Source organism: Nostoc sp. (assembly GCF_036919555.1).
In the GTDB taxonomy this organism is placed as follows: Bacteria; Cyanobacteriota; Cyanobacteriia; order Cyanobacteriales; family Nostocaceae; genus Nostoc.
Genome location: NZ_JBALCS010000045.1, coordinates 1 through 24,880, shown reverse-complemented (window position 1 = coordinate 24,880; position 24,880 = coordinate 1). Strand labels below are relative to the sequence as shown.

Below are 24,880 nucleotides of genomic sequence, written 5' to 3'. Positions count from 1 at the left end.
TCGGGAATCCAAAACGCCTATGCAGACGGTTATGCCTATGTTGAGATATCTCAGTCTAGGTCAAAGTCGAAAACCCGTAAGGGAGCAACTAGGAAATCTTTGAAGTAATTTTTGGAAGCCCCGTACCTTTAGGTCGGGGTAATGTCACCAGAGAATCCCCTGTAAATCCAAGACAAAACCTGATAGTATCTCCTCCCCCGATAACTGATTTGGCGACAGTAGTACTTCCTTCTCTTTTCCCTGGCGATAAATTTCCACCTGCTTACCTTTGGGGTTAATTAGCCAGCCTAACCGCGTACCATTTACCATATACTCCTGCATTTTGTCTTGGAGCGACTTGAGGGTGTCGGAATCAGACCGCAGTTCTACTACGAAATCTGGACAAATGGGAGGAAAAGTCTTTCTTTCTTCAGGAACCAGTGCTTCCCACCGCTCTAAAGGAATCCAAGCTGCATCAGGCGAACGTAAAGCTCCATTGGGAAGCTGAAACATCGTTGAGGAGTCAAAAGCTTCTCCAGTCCCATCTTCATCTGTCCAAGTTCCCAAGCGTTGAGTTAGTCTGCGGTTTCGGCTACCAGTTTCTCCACCAGTCGGTGCCATAACTACTAATTCTCCTAATGCGGTGCGCTCTAGTTTAGCATCAGGGTTGACTTGACATAGCTGATAAAACTGCTCAGAAGTGAGATTGATTAATGGTTCTAAGTTCAGGGTAATAGCAGTCATCTTGCAGCTTCTCCTGTCTTGATTATCACTATTATGGTTAACCTGCTACCAGATTGGAGTCCAACCTTCCCTAACTGCGGCTGTAAAGTATCTATGAGCATGAGTTTCACTTTCAAAACCATACTTTGTGCGTTGCAGCGTTGGGATGATGGTATCCTTTAAGCAGATGGCGTACTTAATTGGTTCTATTAACTCCCAGTCAAGCAGATTAATTCCAAGTTGCTCTAATTGCTTATCATACTTTGCCAGGATTTCGGACTGTATTTCATCCCACAGTTAACTCTGAGGTTGTTCTTTTCTAGAAATCTCCGCTAAATATTCTTTGGCTATTCGGCTAGCTCTGGCAATTTCTTCTAGTGACCATACAGTGTTTTTTTGGAAAAAGTTACAACTGGTATACCTTTATATATTGTCACTGATAGACACGGGAATATCTTCCTTATATAGCAATCCGATTTGATTGCGTGAAAAAATCTAAGTATATGTAGGGTGTGTTATCGCCGAGAGTACGGCATCTAAAATCTGAAGTGGTGCGTTAGCCTTTGGCGTAACGCAACGCCAGTTGCTACAACGGAGAGAACCTCCGCAACGCACTGGCTCCCCTACGTGTATTTCAAAAATTAAATATGAGTCCTATATTCCCCAATACCTTTTGTTCAATGACTGTCAACTTTCGCTAAATTGGAAAGAGCAAAACTCAAGGAAATTTTAAATGTCAGCACAATTGTTACTGGTGGATGATGAACCAGGTATACGGGAAGCCGTGAAAGACTATTTGCAAGAGAGCGGTTTCAGCGTTCAAGTCGCCAGTAACGCCCTTGAAGGTTGGGAATGGATGCAGCTGAATACACCTGACTTAGTGATTTCCGATGTGATGATGCCCCAGGTGGATGGCTATCAGTTCCTGAAGCAACTGCGGGAAGACCCCCGCTTCCAAGCACTCCCGGTAGTATTTTTAACTGCTAAAGGTATGACAGGCGATCGCATCCAAGGCTATCATGCTGGTGTTGATGCCTATCTACCCAAACCCTTTGATCCCGATGAACTGGTGGCTATAGTTGAAAATTTGCTAGCCCGCCGCGCCGCTAAGTCCGCAAGTACGGGAGATGACGCTGAAACCCCTGATATTGCTGAACTAGCCAATCAGATTGCCCAAATAAAGGCATTGTTAACTCAAAGAAATGCCATTTCCCAATCGCCAGCCCCTTTCAAAATTGATTTGACTCCCAGAGAACAAAGTGTTCTAAATTTGGTTGCTGAAGGGTTGATGAACAAAGAAATCGCCCGTCGCTTGGAAACCAGTGTCCGCAATGTAGAAAAGTACGTCAGCCGTTTATTTAGTAAAACTGGCACTAGTAGCCGTACAGAGTTAGTTCGTTTTGCTCTAGAACACGGACTTGCTAAATAGGCATGGGGCATTGGGCATGAGGCATGGGCATGGGGCATTGAGTTAGAGACGTTGCACTGCTAGGTTTCTACAAGGGTTCTAGATAACGTTTGCCCTTTACTCCTCTTCTTTATTTTTACTTTGGTCTTTTAGGTTTTCATTTGATTTGCGCTGTTGTCCAATTCCCCATCTGTAAAGACACAGGGTTTTGTTATTCCTACAATGTTTTGATAAAAACTCGGTAAAATGCACCCGGCTGAATTTGCTCTGAGATTCTACCAGTAACCTTTGCTACAAATTTTTTAATGGAGGAAACTGTTCCTGGGATTTTGTGTTGCTAAATAAGACTTTCACAAAATAGAAATCACATTATTTGATGAATTCTACTCAGTGCTTAGTTTCTATTGCAACTGGTGTATAAGATCAACATTTGATTTGATGCCCAATTCACGTTTTGTCACTATTCAAATTACACCTTTAAGTTTGGGGGTTCTCGGCAGCATTACGCAAGCGCATTAGCTGGCGTCGCATTTGAGGTGAGGCTTTGAACTCAGACACTTCCTGGGCTTTAACGGACGCTTGCAGCGTCTCTAGAAAGTCGTCAGAACCTTCGGTCAAAGCATCAAGTAGCACCTGTAACAATTGTTCGCGATCGCTCAATAGACTCTTTTCCTCAATTAACCGGAATTTGAGATGTATTTCGCACTCATAAACACCTACTTCGAGATTATTTATTTGGCGTGGTAATGCTTTGGAGTTCATGGCTATTGAGATTCCTTTACTTGGTGGTCATGAGGGTAAGGAGGTAGATGTCCAGCAAAATTCTTTATATCTTTTTTGAATCCAAAGTGCTTGAATTAAGAATTTTTCTTCATCAATCACCTTTGTATTCTATTTCACTCTCCTGTGTTTTATTTTCAATCTAGATTTTGATGTTCCTGTGCCAGATGTAGCTTATGGTAAACCATAACCATTATTCAGTTTTTAAGATTCTACACAATAAAGTTTCTGTAAGAAGTTGTTCGACCTTTTTAAAGCTTTTTACATCAACTTTATGTTAACGTCAATAGCAGGTTTACTTGTTACTTCAATTTTGGTATTTATACGTAAGTAAAATCGCTTATTTTTTTTAAATTTATTAAACCCAGAGGTCGATGTAGCCCGATTCAGTAAAATTACTAGATGTGCGTTTTTTTCAGCAGCAAATTCAGAAGAAATTTCTGAGCATAATTATTAAGGTAAAAATTTTTGTTCTCCATCAAAAAATGTACACAGATCAAATTATTCCTGCCAAACGCCTGACCATACTGTGTTTTGGGCTTAATGAGTAAAAAAATTTTAGCAGTAGGTAAGATTAGCACACCGCTTAGACTTGTTTATATGCGCCAAATGAAAACACTCTAACCAGTAATTTTTGCAGAAAAATAATTGGACTACTGTCAGTACTAACAGCTAGCTCTGTCTTCAACTCCTAATAGAGGTAGCAAGTTAATCAGTACAGATGATATTTTTACTTATGCCCATTCAATATACTCTTTTAAAACTGCGTTCAAAGCTTGTAAATTGAGAGCATTCAAGCTCAGATATACCGTCTACAATAATTTCAGTGTAATCCACCCAAATCTTGCACCCTTTTATGGATAACCCGATGCTGCTTAAGTCTACAACCCGGCATGTCCGCATTTTTGCAGGTGAAATTGACCGGGATGGCGAACTGGTTCCAAGTGAACAGGTTTTAACGTTAGATATTGACCCAGATAACGAATTTAACTGGAATGAAGATGTGCTGCAAAAGGTTTACCGAAAATTTGATGAACTAGTAGAAGCATCTAGTGGCGTAGACCTCACAGACTATAACTTGCGCCGTGTGGGGTCAGACTTAGAGCATTATCTGCGATCGCTCCTGCAACTCGGCGAACTCAGCTACAATCTCTCTGCCCGTGTTACCAACTACAGCATGGGAGTCCCCCAAGTAGCAATTGACGACAAACAATAAGCTCAATAGTTACTAGCGAGCTGGCCGAACCCTTCTGACAATTCAGGTGATGTGGTGAAGCCCAAAGAAAACTCAAGAAAGCTTCTGCTAGGCAAAACCTGTCCCTCTCCGAACTCACGGAGAGGGATGTGCGTCAGGACAGAGTGAGGTTTTTCAAGATTTTTGAGAATTCGATGACTTGTGTGTACACTGTAACCTTGTAGGAGAGATTTTCCATATACCGTGAAAAGTCATCTGAACCACTTCATTCATCAGGTACTGTTGCCAAAAGTATATTTAATTATCTTAATTCTTAATTAAAGTTAATTATTGCTATCTTACTTATAAACTAAATAAATACCAACATTATCTGCCTCTTAATGATCGGGTAATTCAGCAAAAGCAAATAACATAGTCATGCTTGGGTTATGCTTTGGGGACAGGGTTGGAGTTAGTTGCTTTATTGGTGGAGAGTCACAGGGCAACAGAAGCTATGATGAGGCTGTAGGGTTGACTTGGGAGCGTATTCTTTGGATAAGTTAAGTATTAGCACCTGCTGATATCCGCCAGCTAAAATCATCATCTAAAGTCTGGGTATGTCAAGTTTCAGAAAGATGAGCGGTCTAGATTGTCCCTACTAATGCTGTTAAAGAAATTGCCAATCGCTGATCGGTGCGAAAACTATGGAAAATGACGCGGCAACGCTCTACTGTCCAAATGAAAATTGTCAGGCTGCCAACCCCCTGACCCACAAGTTTTGCCAGCGATGTTCCACGCCCCTACCCAAAAATTATCTCTGGGCTGTGGTAGATGGCCCGAGTGTGGGTAGCCCTGGAGAAATATTAGCCGATCGCTATCTAGTCCTTGATAAATTTGTTCTTTTAGATACCAAGCCTGGTTTATTAGCGCTAACGCCTGAGTTAGATAATTTCCAGCCTCTAAAAGCTTACCTGAGACTCATTCCCTATCGCTTACACGTACCGCAGGTATATGGAGTGCTTTTTGTCGCTGACGGTCCCTCCCCTGGAGAAATATTACTCTTAGAAAAACCGCCACTATTAGTAGATGACACAATCCAACAAGCGCATTTGGGCAGCGAGTTAACCACTGCTTGGCGGGATGCAACATCAATGCGCCAACTCAATTGGTTATGGCAAATAGCTCATCTGTGGCAACCTCTGGTGAGTGAGGGTGTCGCTTCTAGCTTACTTGACTCCTATGTATTACGGGTAGAAGGCTCATTAGTCCGGTTGTTGGAATTGCGTTTAGATATCGCAACATCACCAGAATTGCCCCAATTAGGTGAATTTTGGCAGCAATTGGTCAGTGATGCCAAACCAGCTATCACTGAATTTGTTGATCAGGTTAGCCTTTCCTTAATTCAGGGACAGATGAATTCAACCGATCAATTAATCACAGTTTTAGATCAAGGACTAGCACAATTAGGGCGATCGCAAACACCCACAATCAAAATTATCACCAAAACCGACACTGGACCAACTCGCCAACGTAATGAAGATGCCTGTAGCCCCCCCAGTGGCACTCTGGTGAGCAAACCACCCCAACCAACAGCTTTAGCAATTGTCTGTGATGGTATCGGTGGCCACGAGGGCGGCAATGTCGCCTCAAATTTAGCCATTGAAACGATCCAGCAGCAGGTACAGCAACTAACAAAAGTTCCCTACGACCACATAGATCCCTCACTGCTACTCGATGACCTAGAAAAGGCAGTGTCCATTGCCAATGACAAAATTAGTCAGCGCAATGACAGTGAAAATCGCCAAGGGCGTCAGCGGATGGGGACGACATTAGTCATGGCATTGCCTGTTGCTCACGAAATGTACATTACCCACGTTGGCGATAGTCGTGCCTACTGGATTACACGCCACGGCTGTTATCAAGTTACCCTTGATGATGATGTCGCCTGCCGCGAGGTGCGGCTAGGTTATGCCATTTATCGTGAGGCTGTGCAACAGAGTGCTGCTGGCTCTCTGGTTCAGGCTTTGGGTATGGGGCCTAGCACTTCATTGCATCCCACATCAACACGGTTTATGCTTGATGAAGATGCTGTTTTTCTACTCACATCCGATGGTTTGAGTGATTTTGATCGGGTTGAAGAGTACTGGGAAACAGAAATCTTGCCAATTCTGCTTGGGGAAACAAATATAGTAAATGTTGCAGATAGATTAGTCGAAATCGCTAATACTAAAAATGGGCACGATAATGTCACCGTCGCTTTAGTCCATTATCAAGTTCAATATTGGGAACCAGAAATTACGATCAAAGCAGTCATTCCAAAGAGTTATTCTGCCAAAACTGTGGATTTGACTTCCAGAGCGACAGATACGACACTTTTAGATAGCCCAAACCACAAAACTCAGGTCATTCCCGACACTGAGCCTGTCAAAACTTCCAGTTTACCGCTACAGTGGATAGTTCCATTAATATTTGTGGTAGCAGCAGGTGCTTTAGGATTCTTCGTCAAACAACTGCGATCGCCATTAGGCTCATTTCCAATTATTGCTAATCCCATACTAACTCCAAAGCCTAGCATCGAAGCTACACCCACACCGCGATCGCTTACTAACCTTTCTCCTGGTTGGGTAATTAAAACTAACAAGGAAATCTCCTTGGGAAACAACCAATCGCTTCCCCGTGGGACTTTTTTAGAAGTTGTTCAGAAAAGATTAAATCCCAAACCTGTTTCTGGGGGTTTTTCGGCATCTATGCGAGTCTGTGCCAATAAAAGTACACAAACTCCAGCTAATACTAATAACCCAGCAGTAATTACCTCGGTTCCACAAAATTCAAAACCTTTGCCGGAAACAGTATTGCTGGACTTCTCCCAACTGAACCGTTTTGCCGTCTCTGTTTTACAATCAGACGTCCCAAATCCATGTAGAACTGTCACGCAACCGCCAGTTACTGAACCAACTGACACCAGTCCAACTTAGTTAAATACTCGATAAACTTGTAAAAACCTGGAATAATAACAGGTAACAATCAGAGTAAAAAAGTAGAAAATTTTCACTTTGGAGAATTCTTATTTTAAATAATTTGTTTTTAGTTTTTATTTTAATGAATCCATGCCATCCCTGAATTTGGCGATCGCCCGTCTCCTAAACACTGGCACTGACAACTTCGCCATTTGGGTGGTCAAAGCTCCCTATCCCAGTGGCTACGTTTTACGTGACTGTATATTGCCTGCTGAACTCACTCAAGTTTGGCAAGAATGGCAACAGATGTTTGCTGGTCATGGTCGCCTCGATATTTCCCCAAACTCAACATCTCAAAAGGCCAACCCATTGCCCATAGATCGGATTTTACCCCCTTCAGGTGAAACCACTAGCCCCTATAGCAGTCGTCTGATGCAATACTTGGGCATGAATTTATGGCGCTGGGTATTCGACGGGCAAATTCTTGGTAGTCTAGAACGCAGTCGCGGTATTGCTATGGGTGAGCATACACGTTTGCGCTTTCGACTAGAAATTCGTGACCCGGATCTCATCGCTTTCCCTTGGGAAATTATGCAGGGTGAGCCTGGTCAATCGGCGATGTCTCTCTCCCCAGATTTGCTATTTAGTCGCACCAGCACTGAAGTTGATGCCTTACCGTATTTGCGAACTGACAAGGCTTTAAGTATTCTGCTGGTTTTAGGTCATGATCAAAACCTGGAACTCGAACAAGAAGCTGCAATCTTACAGCAAACTCTTGCAGATACACCTGTAAGTGGAAATTCCCAAAGATATGCACCTTGTATAGTGAATCAACTCCTACAACCAACTCCACAGGAATTGATTGATCAGTTAGAAACCAAAGCATACAATGTTTTCTTTTACGCTGGACATGGTTTGCCAGGACCCGATGGGGGGTTACTGTTTTTGCGACCAGAGATGCCCCTGAATGGGATAGAATTAGCCCAAGTATTGACCCGTACAGGTGTGAAACTAGCGGTTTTCAACGCCTGTTGGGGCGCACAACCAGCTGCTAGCAATCATCAAGCGATACCTGCTAGCAGTTTAGCAGAAGTACTGATTCGTCATGGTGTACCTGCGGTTTTGGGGATGCGCGATGAAATCGCTGACCACGAAAGCCACAGTTTTATTCAAGCCTTTACCGAAGCTTTGCGATCGCACAAACCAATTGATGAAGCTGTAGCACTGGCTAGGCAAGAGTTATTAACACTGTATAAATTTAATCAACCTGCTTGGACTTTGCCTGTTCTCTACCTGCATCCAGATTTTAATGGCGAACTGATTAAGAACCTAGATGAAGGTATTACCGAACTACCAGACACAGCCATTCCTGATGTCGGTTTCCCGCTTGCAACTGCTTCGTTGCGATCGCTGACCCCAAAAGGTAAAATTTGGTTGTTGCGTTATGGAGTCACCCGTATCGGTCGCACGAAAGACAATGATATTGTCATCCCTGAACCATCTGTATCCAAACGCCACGCCGAAATCTTCTGCCGCAATACTCTTACTGATGCTACACTGATGCGAACTTATTACTTGCAAGATTTTTCCACCTACGGGACAACCTGGTTTTTAGGCCCTAACGGTTGGCAACAAATCCTCCGAGAGGAAGTCCCTTTGAAATCGGGAATGCAGTTAAAGTTTGGAAGTGCTAGAGGTGAAACCTGGGAGTTTATTATTGAGGACTCCTAACAGAGCTATTGCCAAAATGAATTTTGATGTTGAACATCAGCTTTTAAAGTCTGTTTTTCCGGGATAAAAATCAACTGTTTTTGCGGAAATCTCCTCTGAGGAATTGTAGCTATCAATACGACCAAATAATCTTGAGGCAATAAAAAATGGCTAAAAAAATTAACAATTCAGACACTTTCTCCTCTTTGCCATCTCAAGAAGATTTAGAGTTTTTAGAAGCGTTACTGGAACCAGAGGATGCTACCTATCCCTGGAATCCAGCTGATGAAGAATCAGAAGCTTATTTTCAGGAACTGGAACAACAGTTTGGAATGGAAGATTTGGTTGACGAAGAAGTGATCAGGCTATCGCCAGATTTTTACAACCATCTAGACACACTTTGGTCTGGTATTACTTCTATACCAGACTACAATCAGAACCTACAACAGTCAGTAGTACTTAATCTTCAAGAAACATTACATACTACTTTTTGTACCTATGTCCCCCAACAATTCCTCAACGCCATCGCCACCAAAGCAGCTGAGATATTTGCTGCTCGCCAATTAATCAGTGAGCAACTGGTTGAGTGCGTTCAGACAGTACTACCAACTTGGGGAACAGAGGATCTTTTAGTTTTGGCTCGTCCTTTTGCTTACGCGATGCGAAGTAGCGAATCGCAAAACCCGATATCTGCGCTCAGTAATCTTAAAAATAGCGAGTGGACAGCTTTATCAGAAGTAGAGAAAGCAAAAGTTAGTTTAGCGATCGCTTCCTATGCTTTCACTCAACTTAACAAGTCTCAGTCTGAAATATGAATGGGAATGGGGAATGGGGAGTAGGGAGTAGAAAAAGCTAAAATTTTCATCATGCACTGTAGTTACCGTAATCCGCGCTTTGCACGAGCTCGTTCAGAGGCGTATCTCGCAAAGATGGTGGTTGCCTTACGCACAGCAGCAAAGAAAGAGTCGAAAATCAAGACTTTCGCAACAAGTTTAATGCTCTTTATTTTTGTAGATATAATCATCTCAAGATAAATTTACAATACGCTGATTTTCAAACTAGTTCATCTATCCCAAGAGATAAATACTTTCTTTTTCTTAAATGCAAGAATTTTGAATTTTGAATTTATTTCATCTCTTATAGGACTTACGCATTGACAAGAAATGCCAAATATCAGGAAGTTTAAAAACCACATCTTTCGTCAGGGCAGAGCATTGCTCATTGGTGTCAACTTCAGCTTAAACCCTTTTAAAATCTCGTTTCCAGCAAGAAGGCTGGAAATGCACTTCAATTGCGGCTCTGCCGCAAGTCTTGAGGCGGCAGCCCCCTATAGGCATTCCCAGTCGGAGACTGGGAACGAGGAAATCTATCAAAGCTTTGTCTAGACTGGCTTTTACGTTAAGTTGACACGTATGGGCATTGCTGTACCCCTACAGCATGGTCTATTTACTATCAAAGGATAATTAATAAAAGCCTGAAACAATTTATTCTGGTTAATTCAGATCACGATTAATTTGTACAGTGCGTAAATCCTCTCTTATTTTGGGCCAAGAAATCGGGTAGCAAAATTTTGCGATCGCGTCGGTGACAGCGCCCGTGCCTTGAGAATTGCCGCCATCAAAAAGGCGTAAGATAACACCCCAACAACTACCAAGAGCAAAGCATTGATTGATCCTGTAGCATTCCACAGAGCGTGGAGCGCAGAGGCACTAAGATAACCAATAGAGAGAATTTGCCAACTTCTACTGGGTTTGAGGACAGCCAACCCGATAAAATAACCCAGGTAGCCACTATAAGCCATGTGTCCGGCTACAGAGCCTAAAATTCGCGGAATTAGCAGTTGTAAACCCGCCAATTGACCAGCAGCGCCTGTACCCACCTGTTGCGAGACATTTTGAGTAATATCTGGCACATATTGTCCGAGAGTTTCCAAGAGAGTGAAGCCCACAGCAGAAGCTGTTCCCAGGAGAATACCATCTAGAGGTTCCCAGACCCCAATACGTTCCCGCCAAGGTGAAGACAACACTCTACCAATAGCAAAAGCCCCTAATACAGGCAATGCCTTGAGTAATTCCTCCATCAAGCCAGCGCCAAAAAACATCCGCACCAGCAACTCTGTGAAGGTGATAGATTCTTGGGGTGAGGGCAAGTTTCCAGGCAGGACGGTGCGAAACACGAAGATAAATAGATCCAACAACGGACTGAGCAAAATCAGCATCGTACCCAATGTCGCAGCCATTAGCACCCACCAAGGCTTCTGTTTACCGCAAAGTTGGTAAACAAAATAGTAGGCAGCGAAGGCGATGTAAGTTGCTACAATAACTTGATTAGCTTGGGGCTGACCGACTGTAGCAAACATTAACACTACAAAGATTACGGTTAGTATTCCCGGTATGAGGTAAGCTTTACGAGTTAAATCTTTACCAGTGGAAATAATCGGAAAAAGCTGTGTGAAGCTAACAGAATCTGGCTGCTTTAATTGCGTGTGGTTGTGGTAGTTTGTTGCCGAAGGTAATGGTATAATTTGGTTAACTGTCGTGGCCGGGGTGAGTGAGGTAAACTCATACTCAAAAACGTATTGTGGTCCATCAGCACCTAGAGAAATGCGATCGCCTGGGTGCAATTCCTGACATTCATACAAGCGTTGTCCATTCAAATAAGTGCCATTAGCACTATTCAAATCACACAGCACCCAGCTGAATTTGCTATCTGGGGATAGAGAAAGGGGACGAACCACCGCATGACGACGAGATACCATTCGGTATATCATGGCATCCAAGACAACTTGGCAGCTGGGGTCGCGTCCAATTACCATTTCTTTACTGGGGGGCAGCGAGTAGCGAGATTCTGATCCAAAAGCTGCCCCATTACCAGACACTAGCCGCAGAAATGCATTATGTCTTGCGTTTTTCCCTGTCATCGAGTTAGAGTGCGTTTCTAAACTAATTCTTCACATAATTTGGCAGCAGGACTAACCTTAGCCACATTAACAGCAGCATTGCTAAATCCACTATAGCTTCACTTACTGCTAAGAAATTTAAAATTTCCAGATGCAAAATTTCAAATTGTTTCACTTGATGTGAATCACTATTCAATCTACTGAGAGTTTGTCCTAAAGATGCCTTGTTACACGGATAAATCAGCTTCTATCGGTGGTATACTGTTGACATCGTAGTTGCAAATTAAACCCACGGCAATTGATCAAAAAATAGTAGTTTTTATTGCATATAGTTTTATTAAAAAACTATATAATCTTCAGTTTCCTGTTATCAGTTGTTTTTGCCACTTGTAATTGACTAATCTCCTTTGGAGTAGGGAAAGAAACTGTACCGAAGATCGAACCACAAGATTTACGGTATCTTGCCTCAAACGACTGTAGCTAGTTCTGAGTGTTCAATCTTAGTTCCAAGTACTGTGAGGAATTCTGCTAGCCAATGGGGGTGAGCATTTCTGATAGATTACAGCATTCAACCTCCCGTCTGTTTTTTGTAATTAAAGTAGATGAAATTCTGCGATCGCACTTTGAAAGTTTTTGTTTTCATGTCCTGGGTGGCTGAGTTTAATCAAGGCAAAACGCTGTAAGGGCGTTAAAGCTACCCAATTTTGCTGTGTTAGGGTTACACCTATTTCTTGAGCTTTTTCCTGAAGGCTAGCTGGTACAGTGGCAGAGTCTAGCCATGCAGGATGAGGCTCGATGGGCAATTTTGTCGCTGGTATACCCGTGCGTTGTACAATTATCTGCTGGATATGGTCGTGGTAAAACTGAATTTCCGTTTCTGTAGTGCAAGGTAATTCGACTAAAGCTTGACGCTCTGCTGTAGTCATTTGATTCCAATCAGACAATTTTAGCTTGATGCCACAGGTATCTAATTTGCAACGCACTTGCATGGGGATGCAACGCAAAGAATCAACAAAGTCTGCTTCAAATTCAAAGAAATCTGTCACGTTGCTTCGCTCCAAATTCAAAATTCAAAATTAATAATTTATACCAATACGGTTGAGTTAAGGATAATTGGTAGGTTGGGTTGAAGGTTGTGAAAAATTATCATAACTATTGATTATTGACGAAATTAGCTATTACTGGTTAGAAATTACCACTTTAGAGGCTTCCCATTGTGAGGACTGGAGTTGATAATTTTTGATTGTAACTTCCACAGCAATTGGTATTAGCTGCACTGCACAAGCTTTTAATTCTGGTTGCAGCGAATCGGGGCAAGATTCTGGATGGGTGAGGGCATTAGCTTCGGCATTGTCTGCCCACAGCGAACCCCAGTGCATGGGGACAAAAACTGTACCAGGCGCGATCGCTTTTGTGACTTTAGCAGGAAACTTAGCTTTACCCCGACGCGATCGCACTTCCACACATTGATTATCTACAATACCTAACTTAGCAGCATCACGGGGATGAATCTCAATAAACGGTTCTGGATGCATTTTACAAATTTTTTCAATTCGACCAGTGCGCGTCTGCGTATGCCAGTGTCCGTAAAGTCGTCCATTAGTTAGCACAAAAGGATAATCCGGGTCTGGTGGTTCTGCTAATCCCTTTGAGTAATATGCCCCAAATCGGGCGCGTCCATCAGGGGTGTGGAAGCGCAAATCGGTGTAGAGGCGTTTGGAGTTAGGAGTTAGGAGTGAAGAGTTAGGAGTTGAAGATTCTAACTTATGACTTTTTTCTCGATGGGGCCATTGAGTCGGGCCTTCTGCTTGTAATTGCGCGTGACTGATACCCGTCATATCGCAAGGGCGAGTTTTAGTTAATTTGACAAACTCAGCATAAACTTCAGCAGAGTTAGCAAAGGCGAACTCTTTTTCAAAACCTAATCTACGTCCAACTTCGGCAAAAATTTCCCAATCTGCTTTAGCTTCTCTTGGCGGTTGGCGAAATGCTGAACACAGAGTTACCACTCGTTCGGAATTTGTCATCACACCAGTTTTTTCACCCCACTGGGCTGCTGGTAACAAAACGTGAGCGTAGGCAGAGGTTTCTGTAGGATAATAAGCATCTTGGTAAATAGTAAAAGGCGATCGCAATAACGCCTTCTTAGTTCGCTCTAAATCGGGCATACTCACAGCTGGATTAGTAGCTGCAATCCACAGTAACTCTACAGCCCCATTTTCCAAGCCAGTAATCATGTCCCAAGCAGTCAAACCGGGATTGGGCGAAATTTGTCCTGGCTTGAGTCCCCAAAATTCCTCAACTTCTGCGCGGTGCGGAGGATTTTCCACCGCCCGATACCCCGGTAATAAATTCGCCAAACCCCCGGCTTCCCGTCCTCCCATCGCGTTTGGCTGACCAGTGAGCGAAAAAGGACCAGCCCCAGGTTTGCCAATCTGTCCAGTCATCAGGTGCAGGTTAATGATAGTTCTTATCTTAGCTGTCCCTTCTGACGATTGATTCACACCCATTGACCACAAAGACAGTACCCGCTCAGATTTCCCCCAATAGCGAGCTGCTGTTTCTAAATCTTCAATGCTGATTCCACATTGACGAGCTACTATTTCTGGGAAATAATGGCGAATCACTTTAGCATAAGCGGGAAAATTGATGGTGCATTCATCCATGAACATGGTATCAATGTAGTTCCAGCGCATCAACAAGTGAGCGATGCCGTTCAACAAGTCGATGTCTGTACCGGGACGAATTGCTAAATGCAAGTCAGCAGCTTCTGCGGTTGGTGTGCGACGGGGATCAACCACAATCATTTTGACTTTGCGGTTCTTTTTGTGATATTTTTCCAGTCGGTTAAAAACGATGGGGTGACATTCAGCCGTATTAGTGCCAATTAAAAATGCACAGTCAGTTAACTCTAGGTCTTCGTAACAGCAGGGCGGACCATCTGAGCCAAAGCTTTGAATGTAGCCAGCTACAGCACTAGACATACATAAGCGTGAGTTGGCATCAAAATTATTAGTACCCAGACAGCCTTTCATGAGTTTCTGGGCTATGTAATAATCCTCAGTGTGAAACTGACCGGAACCGTACATACATAACGCTTCTGTCCCTTGGGTGAAACGCACGGTTTGAATGCGCTTGGTGATGAGATCAAAAGCTTCATCCCAACTAACCCGGCGAAACTCTTGATCTAAAGAGTCTCGCACCATTGGGTAATGTAATCTATTTTTATCTAAAGATTCTGCGATCGTTGCGCCTTTGACGCAAACCATACCCTGACTGGATGGATGGGCTTTATCGCCCCGGACTCGCCAAATTGGATTTCCTTGGTTATCTCGATGAGTTGCTTTGCCATGTTGGGCTGGAGGTGAAACTTCTAATCCACAGCCAACACCACAGTAGGGACAAAGGGTTTTGGTAAATTCACTCATGGCTGTTGTACCATTTTGTTATTTTGATTGTGCAACCTCAGATGTAGCGACTGTTTGAGAATTTTGTGTGTTACGCAAAAACTCTTTGAAACTCTTATTCTTTTGTGTCCTTTGCGGTTTTATTTTTTTAACGAACCGCAGAGACGCAGAGAACGCATAGAGATGAAAAAGAGATTAGGACTGCTATAGAAGGATGAAGTGTAAAGTTCCCTAATTTAAATCTGATATAGCGTTTCCTAATCACATGAGGTACATCATCGCCCCCTCTTCGCTTGCTCTTAGGGGGTTGGGGGTGGGGTTCTTGTACCTCACTCAACCGAGAACCGCTATAGTGAATTTCCTATTTCATCCTTCAGTTGATTATTCTTCGGTTAATAAGATAGTAGTTGCGGTTTCTGGTAATTCACCTTCATAAGTAGCGGCAAAGGAACCTTTTGGTTCTTTGAGGAAGAAGGCACACATAAAAGCACAGATTAGTGCAGCTATACCCATTGTGCTAAATAGTGTGGGAGCGTCGGTTAAGCTAAAAGTTGTTAGGTAAACTACGCCGCCAAAATTACCGTAAGCTCCCACATTACCGGCAATTTGTCCAGTGTCTTCTTTCTTAATTAGGGGTACGATACTGTAGGTTGCACCGCAGCCAGCTTGGGCAAAGTAAGCGGCAAAGATTGTAACTGCGATCGCTAGCGGAATCGGCCAGTTACTACTAATAAAATGTGCCATTAAATAACTAACACCAATACCAGCACTGATAATTGTCATTGTCCATTTACGTGAGCCAAATTTATCAGAAATTAAACCCCCACTAGGACGAGAAATCAAATTTAAGAAAGGATAGGTAGCAGCAATCATCCCAGCTATAACATGCTCTAAACCAAAGGTTTTTTCAAAAAATGCCGGCAGCATAGAAACAACTGCCAGTTCGCTGCCAAAGCTAGTTATGTAAGTAAATTCGAGTAAAGCTACTTGACCAAACTGGAAGCGTTCCGATGGAGCATAAGTTTTCTTGCCAATTAGAAGTTCTCGGTTTACTTCCCAAGCTTTGTAACTTTGATAAGCAAACAATCCTGCTAATACTAACCAAGTCAAATACATCTGACTCAGAGTTAGGAAGTGAATATTCTTTTGTTCCAAGCGCCAAGCTAATAAACCTAGAGCGAAAATCAAACCAAAATTCGAGATAATCATCGCCCAGAAGCTTTTAATACTAGTCACTTCTAGAGAACCATTTTTCTGAGGTTTCTTGTAGACTTTGCCTGCGGGCGTATCTTGGACGCTGTTGTAATAAATAACGCCGTAAATAGCAGCTATGATCCCTGTGAGTGCGATCGCAAAACGCCAGTTAGAAGCACCACCAGCGAAAAAGCTAGTAGAAACTGCAAGCATCGGTAAGGCAAACTCTGCGCCAAAAGCTCCAAAGTTACCCCAGCCGCCATAAACGCCTTGAGCAATGCCCATTTCCTTTGGTTCGAACCATTCCGCCACCATGCGGATACCGACAACAAACCCAGAGCCGACAATTCCCATCAGCAAACGACTGATGACTAATTGATTAAAATCTTGGGCTAGCGCCGTCGCTAAACAAGGAACAACCGCAAACATCAACAGCATTGAATAGGTGATTCTGGGGCCAAAACGATCTAGAAGCATCCCAATAATTAGCCGTGCGGGAATTGTGAGGGCAAGGTTGCAGATAGCTAAAGTTTTGATTTGCTCAGGTGCTAAATGTAGCTCTCTGCCAATGGTTGTAGCGAAGGGAGCAAAGTTAAACCAACAAACAAAGGTGAGAAAGAAAGCTAGCCAAGTCTGATGTAAGATGCGGTAGCGATCGCTGAATGAAAATAATTTTTTAAGCATTCCAATCTTTCTAATTGAATAAAACACAGAGAAGAACTCGGAAGTTGAGCCTTTGAACTCGGAAGTTGCACCAATGCCCAATGCCTTAACAGTTGCTAACTACTAAGGCTTCTTCCTTGAGTTTTGCCCCAAAGCTTTTGATCAGTAAATCTTGCAATACTGGCTGCAAGTCTTCGCATGGTATGCCTTTGATAACGCAAGTTCCTAAATGGGCATCTTTGCCAACTTTGCCACCCATATATATGTCAACAGCTTCCAGGGTTTTGGCATTTTTGCGAGTCTTAGTTCCAATCAAGCCGATGTCTGCAACTTGGGGCTGTCCACAGGAATTGGGGCATCCAGTCCAGTGAATTCGGACTGGCTTGGTGAAGGTTAACTCTTCTTCTAAGGCTTTAATCATTGCCAGGGCGCGGTTTTTGGTTTCGATGAGGGCAAAGTTGCAAAATTGTGCGCCTGTGCAAGATACTAGCGATCGCGTCAGCAAACCTGGATCAATGGAAAACTTCTCCAGCAAAGGCTCTGATAAAAATGTTGCTAAACGCGAGTCAGAAATGTTGGGGATGACGATGTTTTGTTCAACTGTGAAGCGGATTTCACCACTGCCGTAAACTTCCGCTAGACGTGCGATTTCAAACATATCTTCAGCATACAATCGCCCGACAGGAATGTGCAAGCCTACGTAATTTAATCTCGGTTGTTTTTGTTTGTATACACCAATGTGGTCGCGTTTTTCCCAGTCGATTTCGTCTTTTGCCGTTGCGGGTAATAATGATTTACCCAGACTGTTTTCAACTTCTGCTCGAAACTTTTCTAAACCCCATTGATCAATTAGCCACATCAGGCGGGATTTTTGCCGATTCGCACGCGGACCGTGGTCACGAAAGATTTCCAAAACCGCTCTACATACAGCTACCACATCTTCTGGAGCCACCCAAGCATTCAGAGGAATTGCCGCTTCACAACGTTTAGCTGAGAAAAAGCCACCCACGAGGATATTGAAGCCAAATATTGGTGATTGGGAAAATTCTCGCCCTGTCCCCTCCTTAAATGCTGGAACAAAAGCTAAATCGTTGATTTCAGCGTGAACTGAATTGTCTCGTCCACCTGCGATCGCAATGTTAAACTTCCGTGGTAAATTGCTAAACTCTGGGTTCCCTTCTCCTTTGTTGGTGAGCATATCTTGAATTTGCTGTACCAACTCTCGCGTGTCGTACAACTCATCTGCATCCAACCCCGCCACGGGATCGCCTGTAATATTGCGGACGTTATCCATTCCTGACTGGATAGTAGTTAAACCAACTGCGTCAAATCTATTAAAGATATCTGGTAAATCTTCAATTCTGATCCCCCGTAATTGAATATTCTGTCTGGTAGTAATATCAGCGTTGCCATCATCTCCGTAACGCTGCACCACTTGGGCTAAAACACGCATCTGACTGCTGGTGAGAATACCATTAGGCATCCGCAACCGCATCATAAACTTACCTGGGGTAACTGGGCGAAAAAACACACCCACCCACTTGAGTCGATGATCGCGGTCTATTTCGTCCATTGCTTCCCAGCCGAGGGCGGCAAATTTCTCTATCTCACCCTTGATGGCGAGTCCATCTTTTTGCGCTTTGAATTTCTCGAACTTATTGAGGCTGGTAGTGGTAGTTGCTGTGTCTGTCATGAGGCTGACTCTGGTTGCAAATTACTGAATATGGTGATAATTGCCCAACATCAATCAACCCGTAGTTCCATCAGGTGTTGTATCTACGAGGGTTAGGGAATAAAAACTTAATATTTACTTACAGATGGTTATTTTACTTAAGAGCATTCCAAATCGAAACTCCTAATCCGTGATTAGTTAAACAAAACTTGTCGCTATTTACATCAAGGAAATTTGTCAAGCAGCTTTAGATACTGTTCATGTAAGAATTTCGATACTCATAAGTTAAAGGGAAATTTATGTTAAAATCGTATAAATTGTTACGGTTTTTTGGCAAAATTGCTGAAAATGGATGAAAACTATGCATTTTTTGCATCAAAGTCATCAATAAGCCAGAGTAAATGAGAGAGAACCAATGGGACATCCCTTGCACTTCAAAGAAAGCCAAGCAAGTATGGATGCCACCAATATCTCCGGCATGAATCATGGGTCAATTCGGGAGCCACTGCCTACCATCGCGCACCAACAAATCATCTGCTGCCAATGGTCCCCATGAGCCTGCTGTGTAGTTGGGAAAGTTTTCAGGTGAACTGCTTATCCAAGCCTCCAGAATGGGGCTGACGACGCTCCAGCCCAGTTCTACATTGTCTGCTCGCTGAAACAAAGTCGCATCACCGATCATGCAGTCGTACAGCAAGGTTTCATAGCCGGTACTTGGGATTTTGCCAAAATGGTCAGTGTAGCAAAACTCCATTTCCACCGCATCCATTTTCATGGCAGGGCCAGGCACCTTTGCACCAAATTGGAGGTGAATTCCTTCCTCTGGTTGAATACGGATAGTTAAGAAATTAGGCGTGAGGCGCTCAATCGACGTTTGGCGAAACAATAGTGAGGGTACTTGCTTAAACTGAATTACAATTTCCGTCACGCGTTGAGCCATACGCTTGCCGGTTCGGAGATAAAACGGCACCCCTGCCCAGCGCCAGTTATCGATATTCAGCTTTAAGGCAGCATAAGTTTCAGTGGTAGAGTCGGACGCAACTCGTGGCTCTGAGCGATAAGCAGGCACTTGAGTATCCTTCACCGTTCCCGCATCATACTGTCCTCTTACAGTATGAGTTTGCACAGTTTCAGCAGTGAGCGGAATGATCGACTTCAATAGTTTTGACTTTTCATCACGCACCTCATCGGCTGAAAACGAGATCGGCGGTTCCATCGCCGTCATTGCCAGCAGTTGAAACAGATGGTTTTGTACCATGTCCCGCAATGCGCCTGTGCCTTCATAGAAATTGCCTCTGCCTTCGACTCCAACCGTTTCGGCTACAGTAATCTGTATGTGATCAATATGTTCACGATTCCAAATCGGTTCAAACAAGCCATTACCAAACCGAAACACCAGAATGTTTTGTACAGTCTCTTTTCCCAGGTAGTGATCAATGCGGTATATCTGTTTTTCCTGAAGGACAGCAGCAATGGATTTGTTGAGGGCACGAGCCGAGTCCAAATCGTGCCCAAACGGTTTCTCGATAATGACTCGCCGCCATTGATTATTGTCTTCACGCACCAATCCTGCCGCGCCCAGCTGCGTAATGATGTCGTAAAAGAAGTCAGAGGCAGTTGCCAGGTAGAACAAATAGTTTCCCTGAGTGCCACAGTCTTGATCGACTTGAGTCAGTAAGTCTTGCAACTGATGGTAGGTGTCAGCTTCTTGAAACTCACCAGCAAGATAGTAGAGTCGCTCCTCAAGCGGTTGCCAAAGCTGATCTTCTACAGGAACCGTTGCGAACTCATGAATGTCTTGGGCGAGTTTGCTGCGAAAATCATCCTGGCTCATTGGACTGTGTGCGACTCCAACGATCGCAAATTCCGGCGGCAGCAAATCGCTTTGTTTGAGGTTGTAGAGGGCGGGAAGCAGCAGACGCTTGGTTAAATCTCCCGCGGCTCCAAAGATAACGATCACGCAGGGTTCTACTTGATGGATTGAGGCTTCAACAGGAACCTGGGGCGTGGTGGCAGCCGTCATGATATAAATCTCCGCATGTTCTTCAAGATGTCCACCAAACTATAGCGCATTGCAGACAGCAGTTTATCTGCAAACTCCCCTTCATCTCTGGAGCTTAATTGTTGGTAGAGTGCAGCACTAATCGTCCACTGGCCTTCTCCAGAATCAAACACCTGATGTACAAGTTTTAGGTAATAGTGGCGAATGGTGAATTAGGCTCAGTCTTGTATGAATTCATCGGCGTAAGCTAAAACACATCTAATTTGCATATTAAAATTTCTCAATATCTTGTGGGGTGGGCAACATGAGCGCCCTGATTAAGTAGGAAGGCACAATTAAATATAAGATAAAACCTCACCCTCAATCCCTCTCCTTAGTAAGGAGAGGGAAGCCGGAGGCAGGGTGAGGTTTTATTTTGACCCACTTATATCATGTCCGCTTGATTGCTTATTAAACCCGAAGAACCCCACCCCGCCAAAACTATGCTTTGTCTCCCCTCCCCGCCGGCGGGGAGGGGATTAAGGGGTGGGGTGCAATGACTATGGGAATCACAACGAATTACCCGGACATGATATTACTTATCCCAATTAAGAGCATTTGCCTTTGGTGTCGCCAGAATAAGGAAAATGGTAGAGTTAAGAGCGATCCCGTAGCGAAAAATGTTTTTAAGATATGGCTGACCAAAAAGATAAAGCTCAAGAAAAAAACCGCCTTGAACAGCTTCAGGAAGAACAAGGCAACACGGATTCTAAACATTCAGGCGGTGCTGGCGCTTCTGGCGGCAACTCGGGTGCAGGTAAATCTGGCACATCAAAAATTTCTGCCACTGGTACACCTGATGATATTGAAAAAGTTGATCAGGAGTAAGGCTAACTCAGTGCAAAACCGTTATGCGTACAGGGTGAAAGATATCAGTTCATAATTGCCTGAACGAAAGTAGATTGCAATACTACACGGTATCGAGTAACCCCAAAGCGGTAATGGAACAAGGCGACTAAAGGAGCCAGTGCAGTGGGCGGCTCTGCCGACTTGTAGCATCTGGCGTTCGCTCGTGTCGTTTTCCTCTCAGAGTCTTTAGACTTTGAGTTTCCCACATCGCGCAAAGTTTTATGATTCAAGTTCTCAGTTCTTGTTTCATTGACTCTACTTTGGATTCCTCTGAGTCATATATAAAGCCTAGTTGACAAGCTCTTACCCTGCTCAATAAGCGACGCGAAACGCCTAATGAAGGGTATTTCAGATGACAGATGTTAGCTAAAACTTAGATATTATTTCACCAGCTATGAAACGTCGTGATTTTATTAATTGGGTAGGTTTGGGTTGGATAGCGAGTTCCCTACCTGTAGCGATCGCAGCCTGTTCTTCCCAGACGACTACAGCAGCATCCAAGGATTGGCAAACAGTGGGCACTTCGGCAGAATTAGATAAAACAGGTCAATTGCTGGCGAAAAATTCACCCGTCGGGCCTGTGTTGGTAATCGGTACATCTAAAGCCGAAATTACTGCTGTTGACCCTACGTGTACTCACGCAGGTTGCACCGTAGCATGGCAAGCTAAGGCGAAAAAATTCGCTTGTCCCTGTCATGGTTCAGAATTTGGGGTTGATGGTAAGGTGCAAAAAGGCCCAGCAACAAATCCGCTGAAAACTTATGCCGCCAAAATTGAGGGTAATTCAGTTGTAGTTAAACCAACCTAGTGGAGACAGGAGGTTCGTCACTGCGGTGGACGGTTTCACCGGCATAAAGCAAGTGGCGAACCCGAAGGGCAGGAGGCAGAAGATTGATAATTAAAGCAGGATATTGTGAGTAACATCAACCAGCTTTTGGTGCAAGCCCAGGCAGCAGATGATGCAGCTGATTGGTCATCGCTAATTCAATATTTGCAACAATTAATCTTAGGGGTAGACTCGGAACATCCAGAGATAATTAAAAATCGAGAATATCTGCTGAGATTAGCACTTTCAATCTTACAAATGGGGGATTTTCAACAACGCTGGGAAATTACCAAGGTGTTGACTCACTTGGGAAATATTGCCATCCCACCACTCATTGACATATTAGAATATGAAGACGCAGACGAAGAATTACGCTGGTATGCAGCACGGACTTTGGGCGAATTCCAGCACCCGGAAGCGATTGCACCCTTGATTGAATTGTTGAAAACCGATGAGGATGAAGAACTCAAAGCGATCGCAGCTAGAGCATTGGGGCAAATGGGTACTGTTGCGATCGCTGCCCTCTCTGAACTTCTATTAGATGAAGATACAAGGCTTTTAGCAGTGCGATCGCTCTGTTGTATTCGCCAACCAGAAACCGTCACGCCCCTGTTAAGTGTAATACAAGATCCACAAACAGCAATTCGCGCCGCCGCAATTGAAGCCCTCAGCAGTTTTCATGACGAACGTGTACCGCCAGTATTGTTAAATGCTTTGGATGATGTCGCCGCTACAGTTAGGCGTGCAGCAGTGCTTGGTTTAAGTTTTCGCCCCGACTTACACCAAGCATTAGATTTAGTGAGAATACTGCAACCCAAGCTTTACGACTTTAACCTTGAAGTTTGTTGTGCAGCCGCAGTTTCCCTTTCGCGGATGGGAAGTGATGATGCAGCCAAATATTTATTTGATTTGCTGATTTCACCTCAGACACCGATAAAGCTGCAATTAGAAACCATTCGTGCTTTAAGTTGGGTGGAGACGCCACGCAGTTTGGAATATTTGCAAACAGCACTTAATCAAAGCACTTCCGAGACATTTTGGCAAGAAATTGTTACAGTTTTGGGGCGAGTCCAAAAGCCGCAGTTAACTACACCAGCCGCAGAAATTTTACTGCAAATACTGCGATCGCAACATCCAGTTACCGAGATTGCTAACGTTAAAAGTGCGATCGCCCTGTCTTTAGGGCAGTTAGGCAAAATGCAAGCTATTGAACTATTGATTTCGCTGTTAGCTGATCATAATGCATCGGTAAGACTACATGCGATCGCTGCACTGAAAAATCTGGATCGGGAAGCCGCACATCAAAAATTACAGCAGTTAGCAAATAACGCCACACTGACACCAGATTTGCAACAAGGAATAGCGATCGCTTTAGCTGAGTGGTAAATTGTAGGACTTACGCATTGATAATAAATACCCAATATGGAGAATATAAGCAGTGAAATCAGATAAAAAACTAACTGGCAATAAAAATATTCCTTAAGTCTAAAGTAAGACCCACCTGGAGTATGAAGTTATAAGTTCGCAGGTGAAATAAGATTGTAGAGTATTTTCAATAGAGTCTCAACCTCTGATAGCATCTGGCTGCTTAAAATTTTTCGTTTATTTATATCCAAATTATTGCATAACATAGTTTGATCTATTTTTGCCTACTTAGTTAACGCATCTGAAGAAGTTACTCAAACATAGTTCTTGGCAATAAATTTTATGCCTAAAGATTTTGTTTTTTGTCTGCAATAAGTAGCTTTATACTTTATATTCAAAAAATATCATACACATAAATATCCTTGTGAATGTTTTGTCAACCCTCTTGTAGATGTGCCAATCTAGGGTAAAATCCCTAGTATAAAGATTGTGTTGATTTTGAGGTATGCTTATCTAATTGCAAGCTCAAAAATGTTTGATTCTCTTCACGCTTATAGACTAACTTTAACGCCAAATTAATTCCTGCGATATAAGTTGTTTTACACTTATGGTAGAAGTCAGGTAAAAAATTAGCAATTATCCTGTATTTAGAGTAATTAAAAGATTTATAATAGGTGTATTACTGATTATGAATTAGTTGACTCTAACGAATAGTAAGTTGTTGTGGGAGCTTCAAATGCTTTCAGTTTTTCCCAAATAAACTAGGTGAAAGACTACTCAATCTGCCTGATCGAAATTTCCCTAATTTCCCAGTGGATTGAGTAGACAATATCAGTTTTGAAAATCAATGAATCACAAAGATCTAGAACACAACAGGAACCATAAGCATGAAGCCTTTTGATTTATCTAAAACTATTTTAGCTACTGTTTTTGCCATAAGTTTCGCTTCTGTGTCCTTACCTCCTTCTGTTTCGGCGCAAGGTGGAGGCTCCGGTACAGGTAGTAGCTCCGGTACAGGTAGTAGCTCAGGTACAGGTAGTAGCTCAGGTACAGGCAGTAGCTCAGGTACAGGCAGTAGCTCAGGTACAGGCAGTGGCACTACAGGTACAGGCAGTGGTACAGGTACAGGCAGTGGTACTACAGGTACAGGCAGTGGTACTACAGGTACAGGCAGTGGTACTACAGGTACAGGCAGTGGTACTACAGGTACAGGCAGTGGTACTACAGGTACAG

At 43.4% G+C, this 24,880-nt stretch carries 17 protein-coding genes; 9 read left to right on the top strand and 8 right to left on the bottom strand.

Annotated elements, in window-relative coordinates:
- Nucleotides 1–144: 144 nt before the first annotated feature.
- Nucleotides 145–723 (bottom strand): Uma2 family endonuclease, encoded by a 579-nt coding sequence (locus V7K36_RS13500; protein WP_335116430.1) that lies wholly within the window; start codon nt 721–723, stop codon nt 145–147.
- A 712-nt stretch (nt 724–1,435) separates the two neighbouring features.
- Between V7K36_RS13500 and V7K36_RS13495 the strand changes: the two genes are divergently transcribed.
- The gene (locus V7K36_RS13495; protein ID WP_335116428.1) at nt 1,436–2,131 is read left to right on the top strand and encodes a response regulator transcription factor; all 696 of its coding nucleotides are present in this window, start codon (nt 1,436–1,438) and stop codon (nt 2,129–2,131) included.
- Between the two features lie 456 nt (nt 2,132–2,587).
- Here the strand turns inward: V7K36_RS13495 and V7K36_RS13490 are convergent, their stop codons facing one another.
- Nucleotides 2,588–2,872: an Npun_R1517 family heterocyst differentiation transcriptional regulator gene (locus V7K36_RS13490; RefSeq protein ID WP_069070488.1), complete on the bottom strand. Its 285-nt coding sequence runs from the start codon at nt 2,870–2,872 to the stop codon at nt 2,588–2,590.
- Nucleotides 2,873–3,746: 874 nt separating this feature from the next.
- Between V7K36_RS13490 and V7K36_RS13485 the strand changes: the two genes are divergently transcribed.
- The 4 genes from V7K36_RS13485 (at nt 3,747) to V7K36_RS13470 (ending at nt 9,546) form a co-directional block, all read left to right on the top strand.
- The gene (locus tag V7K36_RS13485) at nt 3,747–4,106 is read left to right on the top strand and encodes an NAD(P)H-quinone oxidoreductase subunit M (protein ID WP_334833890.1); all 360 of its coding nucleotides are present in this window, start codon (nt 3,747–3,749) and stop codon (nt 4,104–4,106) included.
- A 662-nt stretch (nt 4,107–4,768) separates the two neighbouring features.
- A complete protein-coding gene (locus tag V7K36_RS13480; protein ID WP_335116426.1) occupies nt 4,769–7,039 on the top strand; it encodes a protein phosphatase 2C domain-containing protein in 2,271 nt (756 codons plus the stop codon).
- Nucleotides 7,040–7,171: 132 nt separating this feature from the next.
- Nucleotides 7,172–8,752 carry a CHAT domain-containing protein gene (locus V7K36_RS13475; protein ID WP_335116424.1) on the top strand — a complete coding sequence of 527 codons (1,581 nt, stop codon included), beginning with the start codon at nt 7,172–7,174 and terminating at the stop codon, nt 8,750–8,752.
- A gap of 146 nt (nt 8,753–8,898) precedes the next feature.
- A complete protein-coding gene (locus V7K36_RS13470) occupies nt 8,899–9,546 on the top strand; it encodes a hypothetical protein (RefSeq protein WP_335116422.1) in 648 nt (215 codons plus the stop codon).
- A 722-nt stretch (nt 9,547–10,268) separates the two neighbouring features.
- Here V7K36_RS13470 and V7K36_RS13465 read toward each other — a convergent pair.
- The 6 genes from V7K36_RS13465 to zwf form a co-directional block, all read right to left on the bottom strand.
- Nucleotides 10,269–11,651 carry a PrsW family glutamic-type intramembrane protease gene (locus V7K36_RS13465; RefSeq protein ID WP_335116420.1) on the bottom strand — a complete coding sequence of 461 codons (1,383 nt, stop codon included), beginning with the start codon at nt 11,649–11,651 and terminating at the stop codon, nt 10,269–10,271.
- A gap of 572 nt (nt 11,652–12,223) precedes the next feature.
- Nucleotides 12,224–12,676, bottom strand: a complete 453-nt coding sequence (locus V7K36_RS13460; protein ID WP_335116418.1) for a nitrate reductase associated protein — start codon at nt 12,674–12,676, stop codon at nt 12,224–12,226.
- A 132-nt stretch (nt 12,677–12,808) separates the two neighbouring features.
- Nucleotides 12,809–15,058 carry a molybdopterin oxidoreductase family protein gene (locus tag V7K36_RS13455; RefSeq protein ID WP_335116416.1) on the bottom strand — a complete coding sequence of 750 codons (2,250 nt, stop codon included), beginning with the start codon at nt 15,056–15,058 and terminating at the stop codon, nt 12,809–12,811.
- 360 nt (nt 15,059–15,418) lie between these two features.
- Nucleotides 15,419–16,915, bottom strand: a complete 1,497-nt coding sequence (locus V7K36_RS13450; RefSeq protein ID WP_335116414.1) for a NarK family nitrate/nitrite MFS transporter — start codon at nt 16,913–16,915, stop codon at nt 15,419–15,421.
- 85 nt (nt 16,916–17,000) lie between these two features.
- The gene (locus V7K36_RS13445) at nt 17,001–18,587 is read right to left on the bottom strand and encodes a ferredoxin--nitrite reductase (protein WP_335116412.1); all 1,587 of its coding nucleotides are present in this window, start codon (nt 18,585–18,587) and stop codon (nt 17,001–17,003) included.
- Between the two features lie 469 nt (nt 18,588–19,056).
- Nucleotides 19,057–20,589, bottom strand: coding sequence for a glucose-6-phosphate dehydrogenase (gene zwf, locus V7K36_RS13440; RefSeq protein WP_335116410.1), 1,533 nt, complete (start codon nt 20,587–20,589; stop codon nt 19,057–19,059).
- A 651-nt stretch (nt 20,590–21,240) separates the two neighbouring features.
- Between zwf and V7K36_RS13435 the strand changes: the two genes are divergently transcribed.
- The 4 genes from V7K36_RS13435 to V7K36_RS13420 form a co-directional block, all read left to right on the top strand.
- On the top strand, nt 21,241–21,435 hold the full coding sequence (locus V7K36_RS13435) for a hypothetical protein (protein WP_094350397.1): 195 nt from the start codon (nt 21,241–21,243) through the stop codon (nt 21,433–21,435).
- A gap of 415 nt (nt 21,436–21,850) precedes the next feature.
- On the top strand, nt 21,851–22,264 hold the full coding sequence (locus V7K36_RS13430) for a QcrA and Rieske domain-containing protein (protein ID WP_335116408.1): 414 nt from the start codon (nt 21,851–21,853) through the stop codon (nt 22,262–22,264).
- Nucleotides 22,265–22,366: 102 nt separating this feature from the next.
- A complete protein-coding gene (locus V7K36_RS13425; protein WP_335116432.1) occupies nt 22,367–23,668 on the top strand; it encodes a HEAT repeat domain-containing protein in 1,302 nt (433 codons plus the stop codon).
- A gap of 866 nt (nt 23,669–24,534) precedes the next feature.
- The coding region (locus V7K36_RS13420) for a hypothetical protein (protein WP_335116406.1) at nt 24,535–24,880 on the top strand (346 nt) is incomplete at its 3' end.

What these genes read in the sequence shown, in the direction of transcription:
- V7K36_RS13450 (WP_335116414.1), bottom strand. Translation starts at nt 16,915, where the DNA reads ATGCTTAAAAAATTATTTTCATTCAGCGATCGCTACCGCATCTTACAT.
- V7K36_RS13435 (WP_094350397.1), top strand. Translation starts at nt 21,241, where the DNA reads ATGGCTGACCAAAAAGATAAAGCTCAAGAAAAAAACCGCCTTGAACAG.
- V7K36_RS13485 (WP_334833890.1), top strand. Translation starts at nt 3,747, where the DNA reads ATGGATAACCCGATGCTGCTTAAGTCTACAACCCGGCATGTCCGCATT.
- V7K36_RS13490 (WP_069070488.1), bottom strand. Translation starts at nt 2,872, where the DNA reads ATGAACTCCAAAGCATTACCACGCCAAATAAATAATCTCGAAGTAGGT.
- V7K36_RS13455 (WP_335116416.1), bottom strand. Translation starts at nt 15,058, where the DNA reads ATGAGTGAATTTACCAAAACCCTTTGTCCCTACTGTGGTGTTGGCTGT.
- V7K36_RS13480 (WP_335116426.1), top strand. Translation starts at nt 4,769, where the DNA reads ATGGAAAATGACGCGGCAACGCTCTACTGTCCAAATGAAAATTGTCAG.
- zwf (WP_335116410.1), bottom strand. Translation starts at nt 20,589, where the DNA reads ATGACGGCTGCCACCACGCCCCAGGTTCCTGTTGAAGCCTCAATCCAT.
- V7K36_RS13500 (WP_335116430.1), bottom strand. Translation starts at nt 723, where the DNA reads ATGACTGCTATTACCCTGAACTTAGAACCATTAATCAATCTCACTTCT.
- V7K36_RS13430 (WP_335116408.1), top strand. Translation starts at nt 21,851, where the DNA reads ATGAAACGTCGTGATTTTATTAATTGGGTAGGTTTGGGTTGGATAGCG.
- V7K36_RS13475 (WP_335116424.1), top strand. Translation starts at nt 7,172, where the DNA reads ATGCCATCCCTGAATTTGGCGATCGCCCGTCTCCTAAACACTGGCACT.
- V7K36_RS13495 (WP_335116428.1), top strand. Translation starts at nt 1,436, where the DNA reads ATGTCAGCACAATTGTTACTGGTGGATGATGAACCAGGTATACGGGAA.
- V7K36_RS13465 (WP_335116420.1), bottom strand. Translation starts at nt 11,651, where the DNA reads ATGACAGGGAAAAACGCAAGACATAATGCATTTCTGCGGCTAGTGTCT.
- V7K36_RS13445 (WP_335116412.1), bottom strand. Translation starts at nt 18,587, where the DNA reads ATGACAGACACAGCAACTACCACTACCAGCCTCAATAAGTTCGAGAAA.
- V7K36_RS13470 (WP_335116422.1), top strand. Translation starts at nt 8,899, where the DNA reads ATGGCTAAAAAAATTAACAATTCAGACACTTTCTCCTCTTTGCCATCT.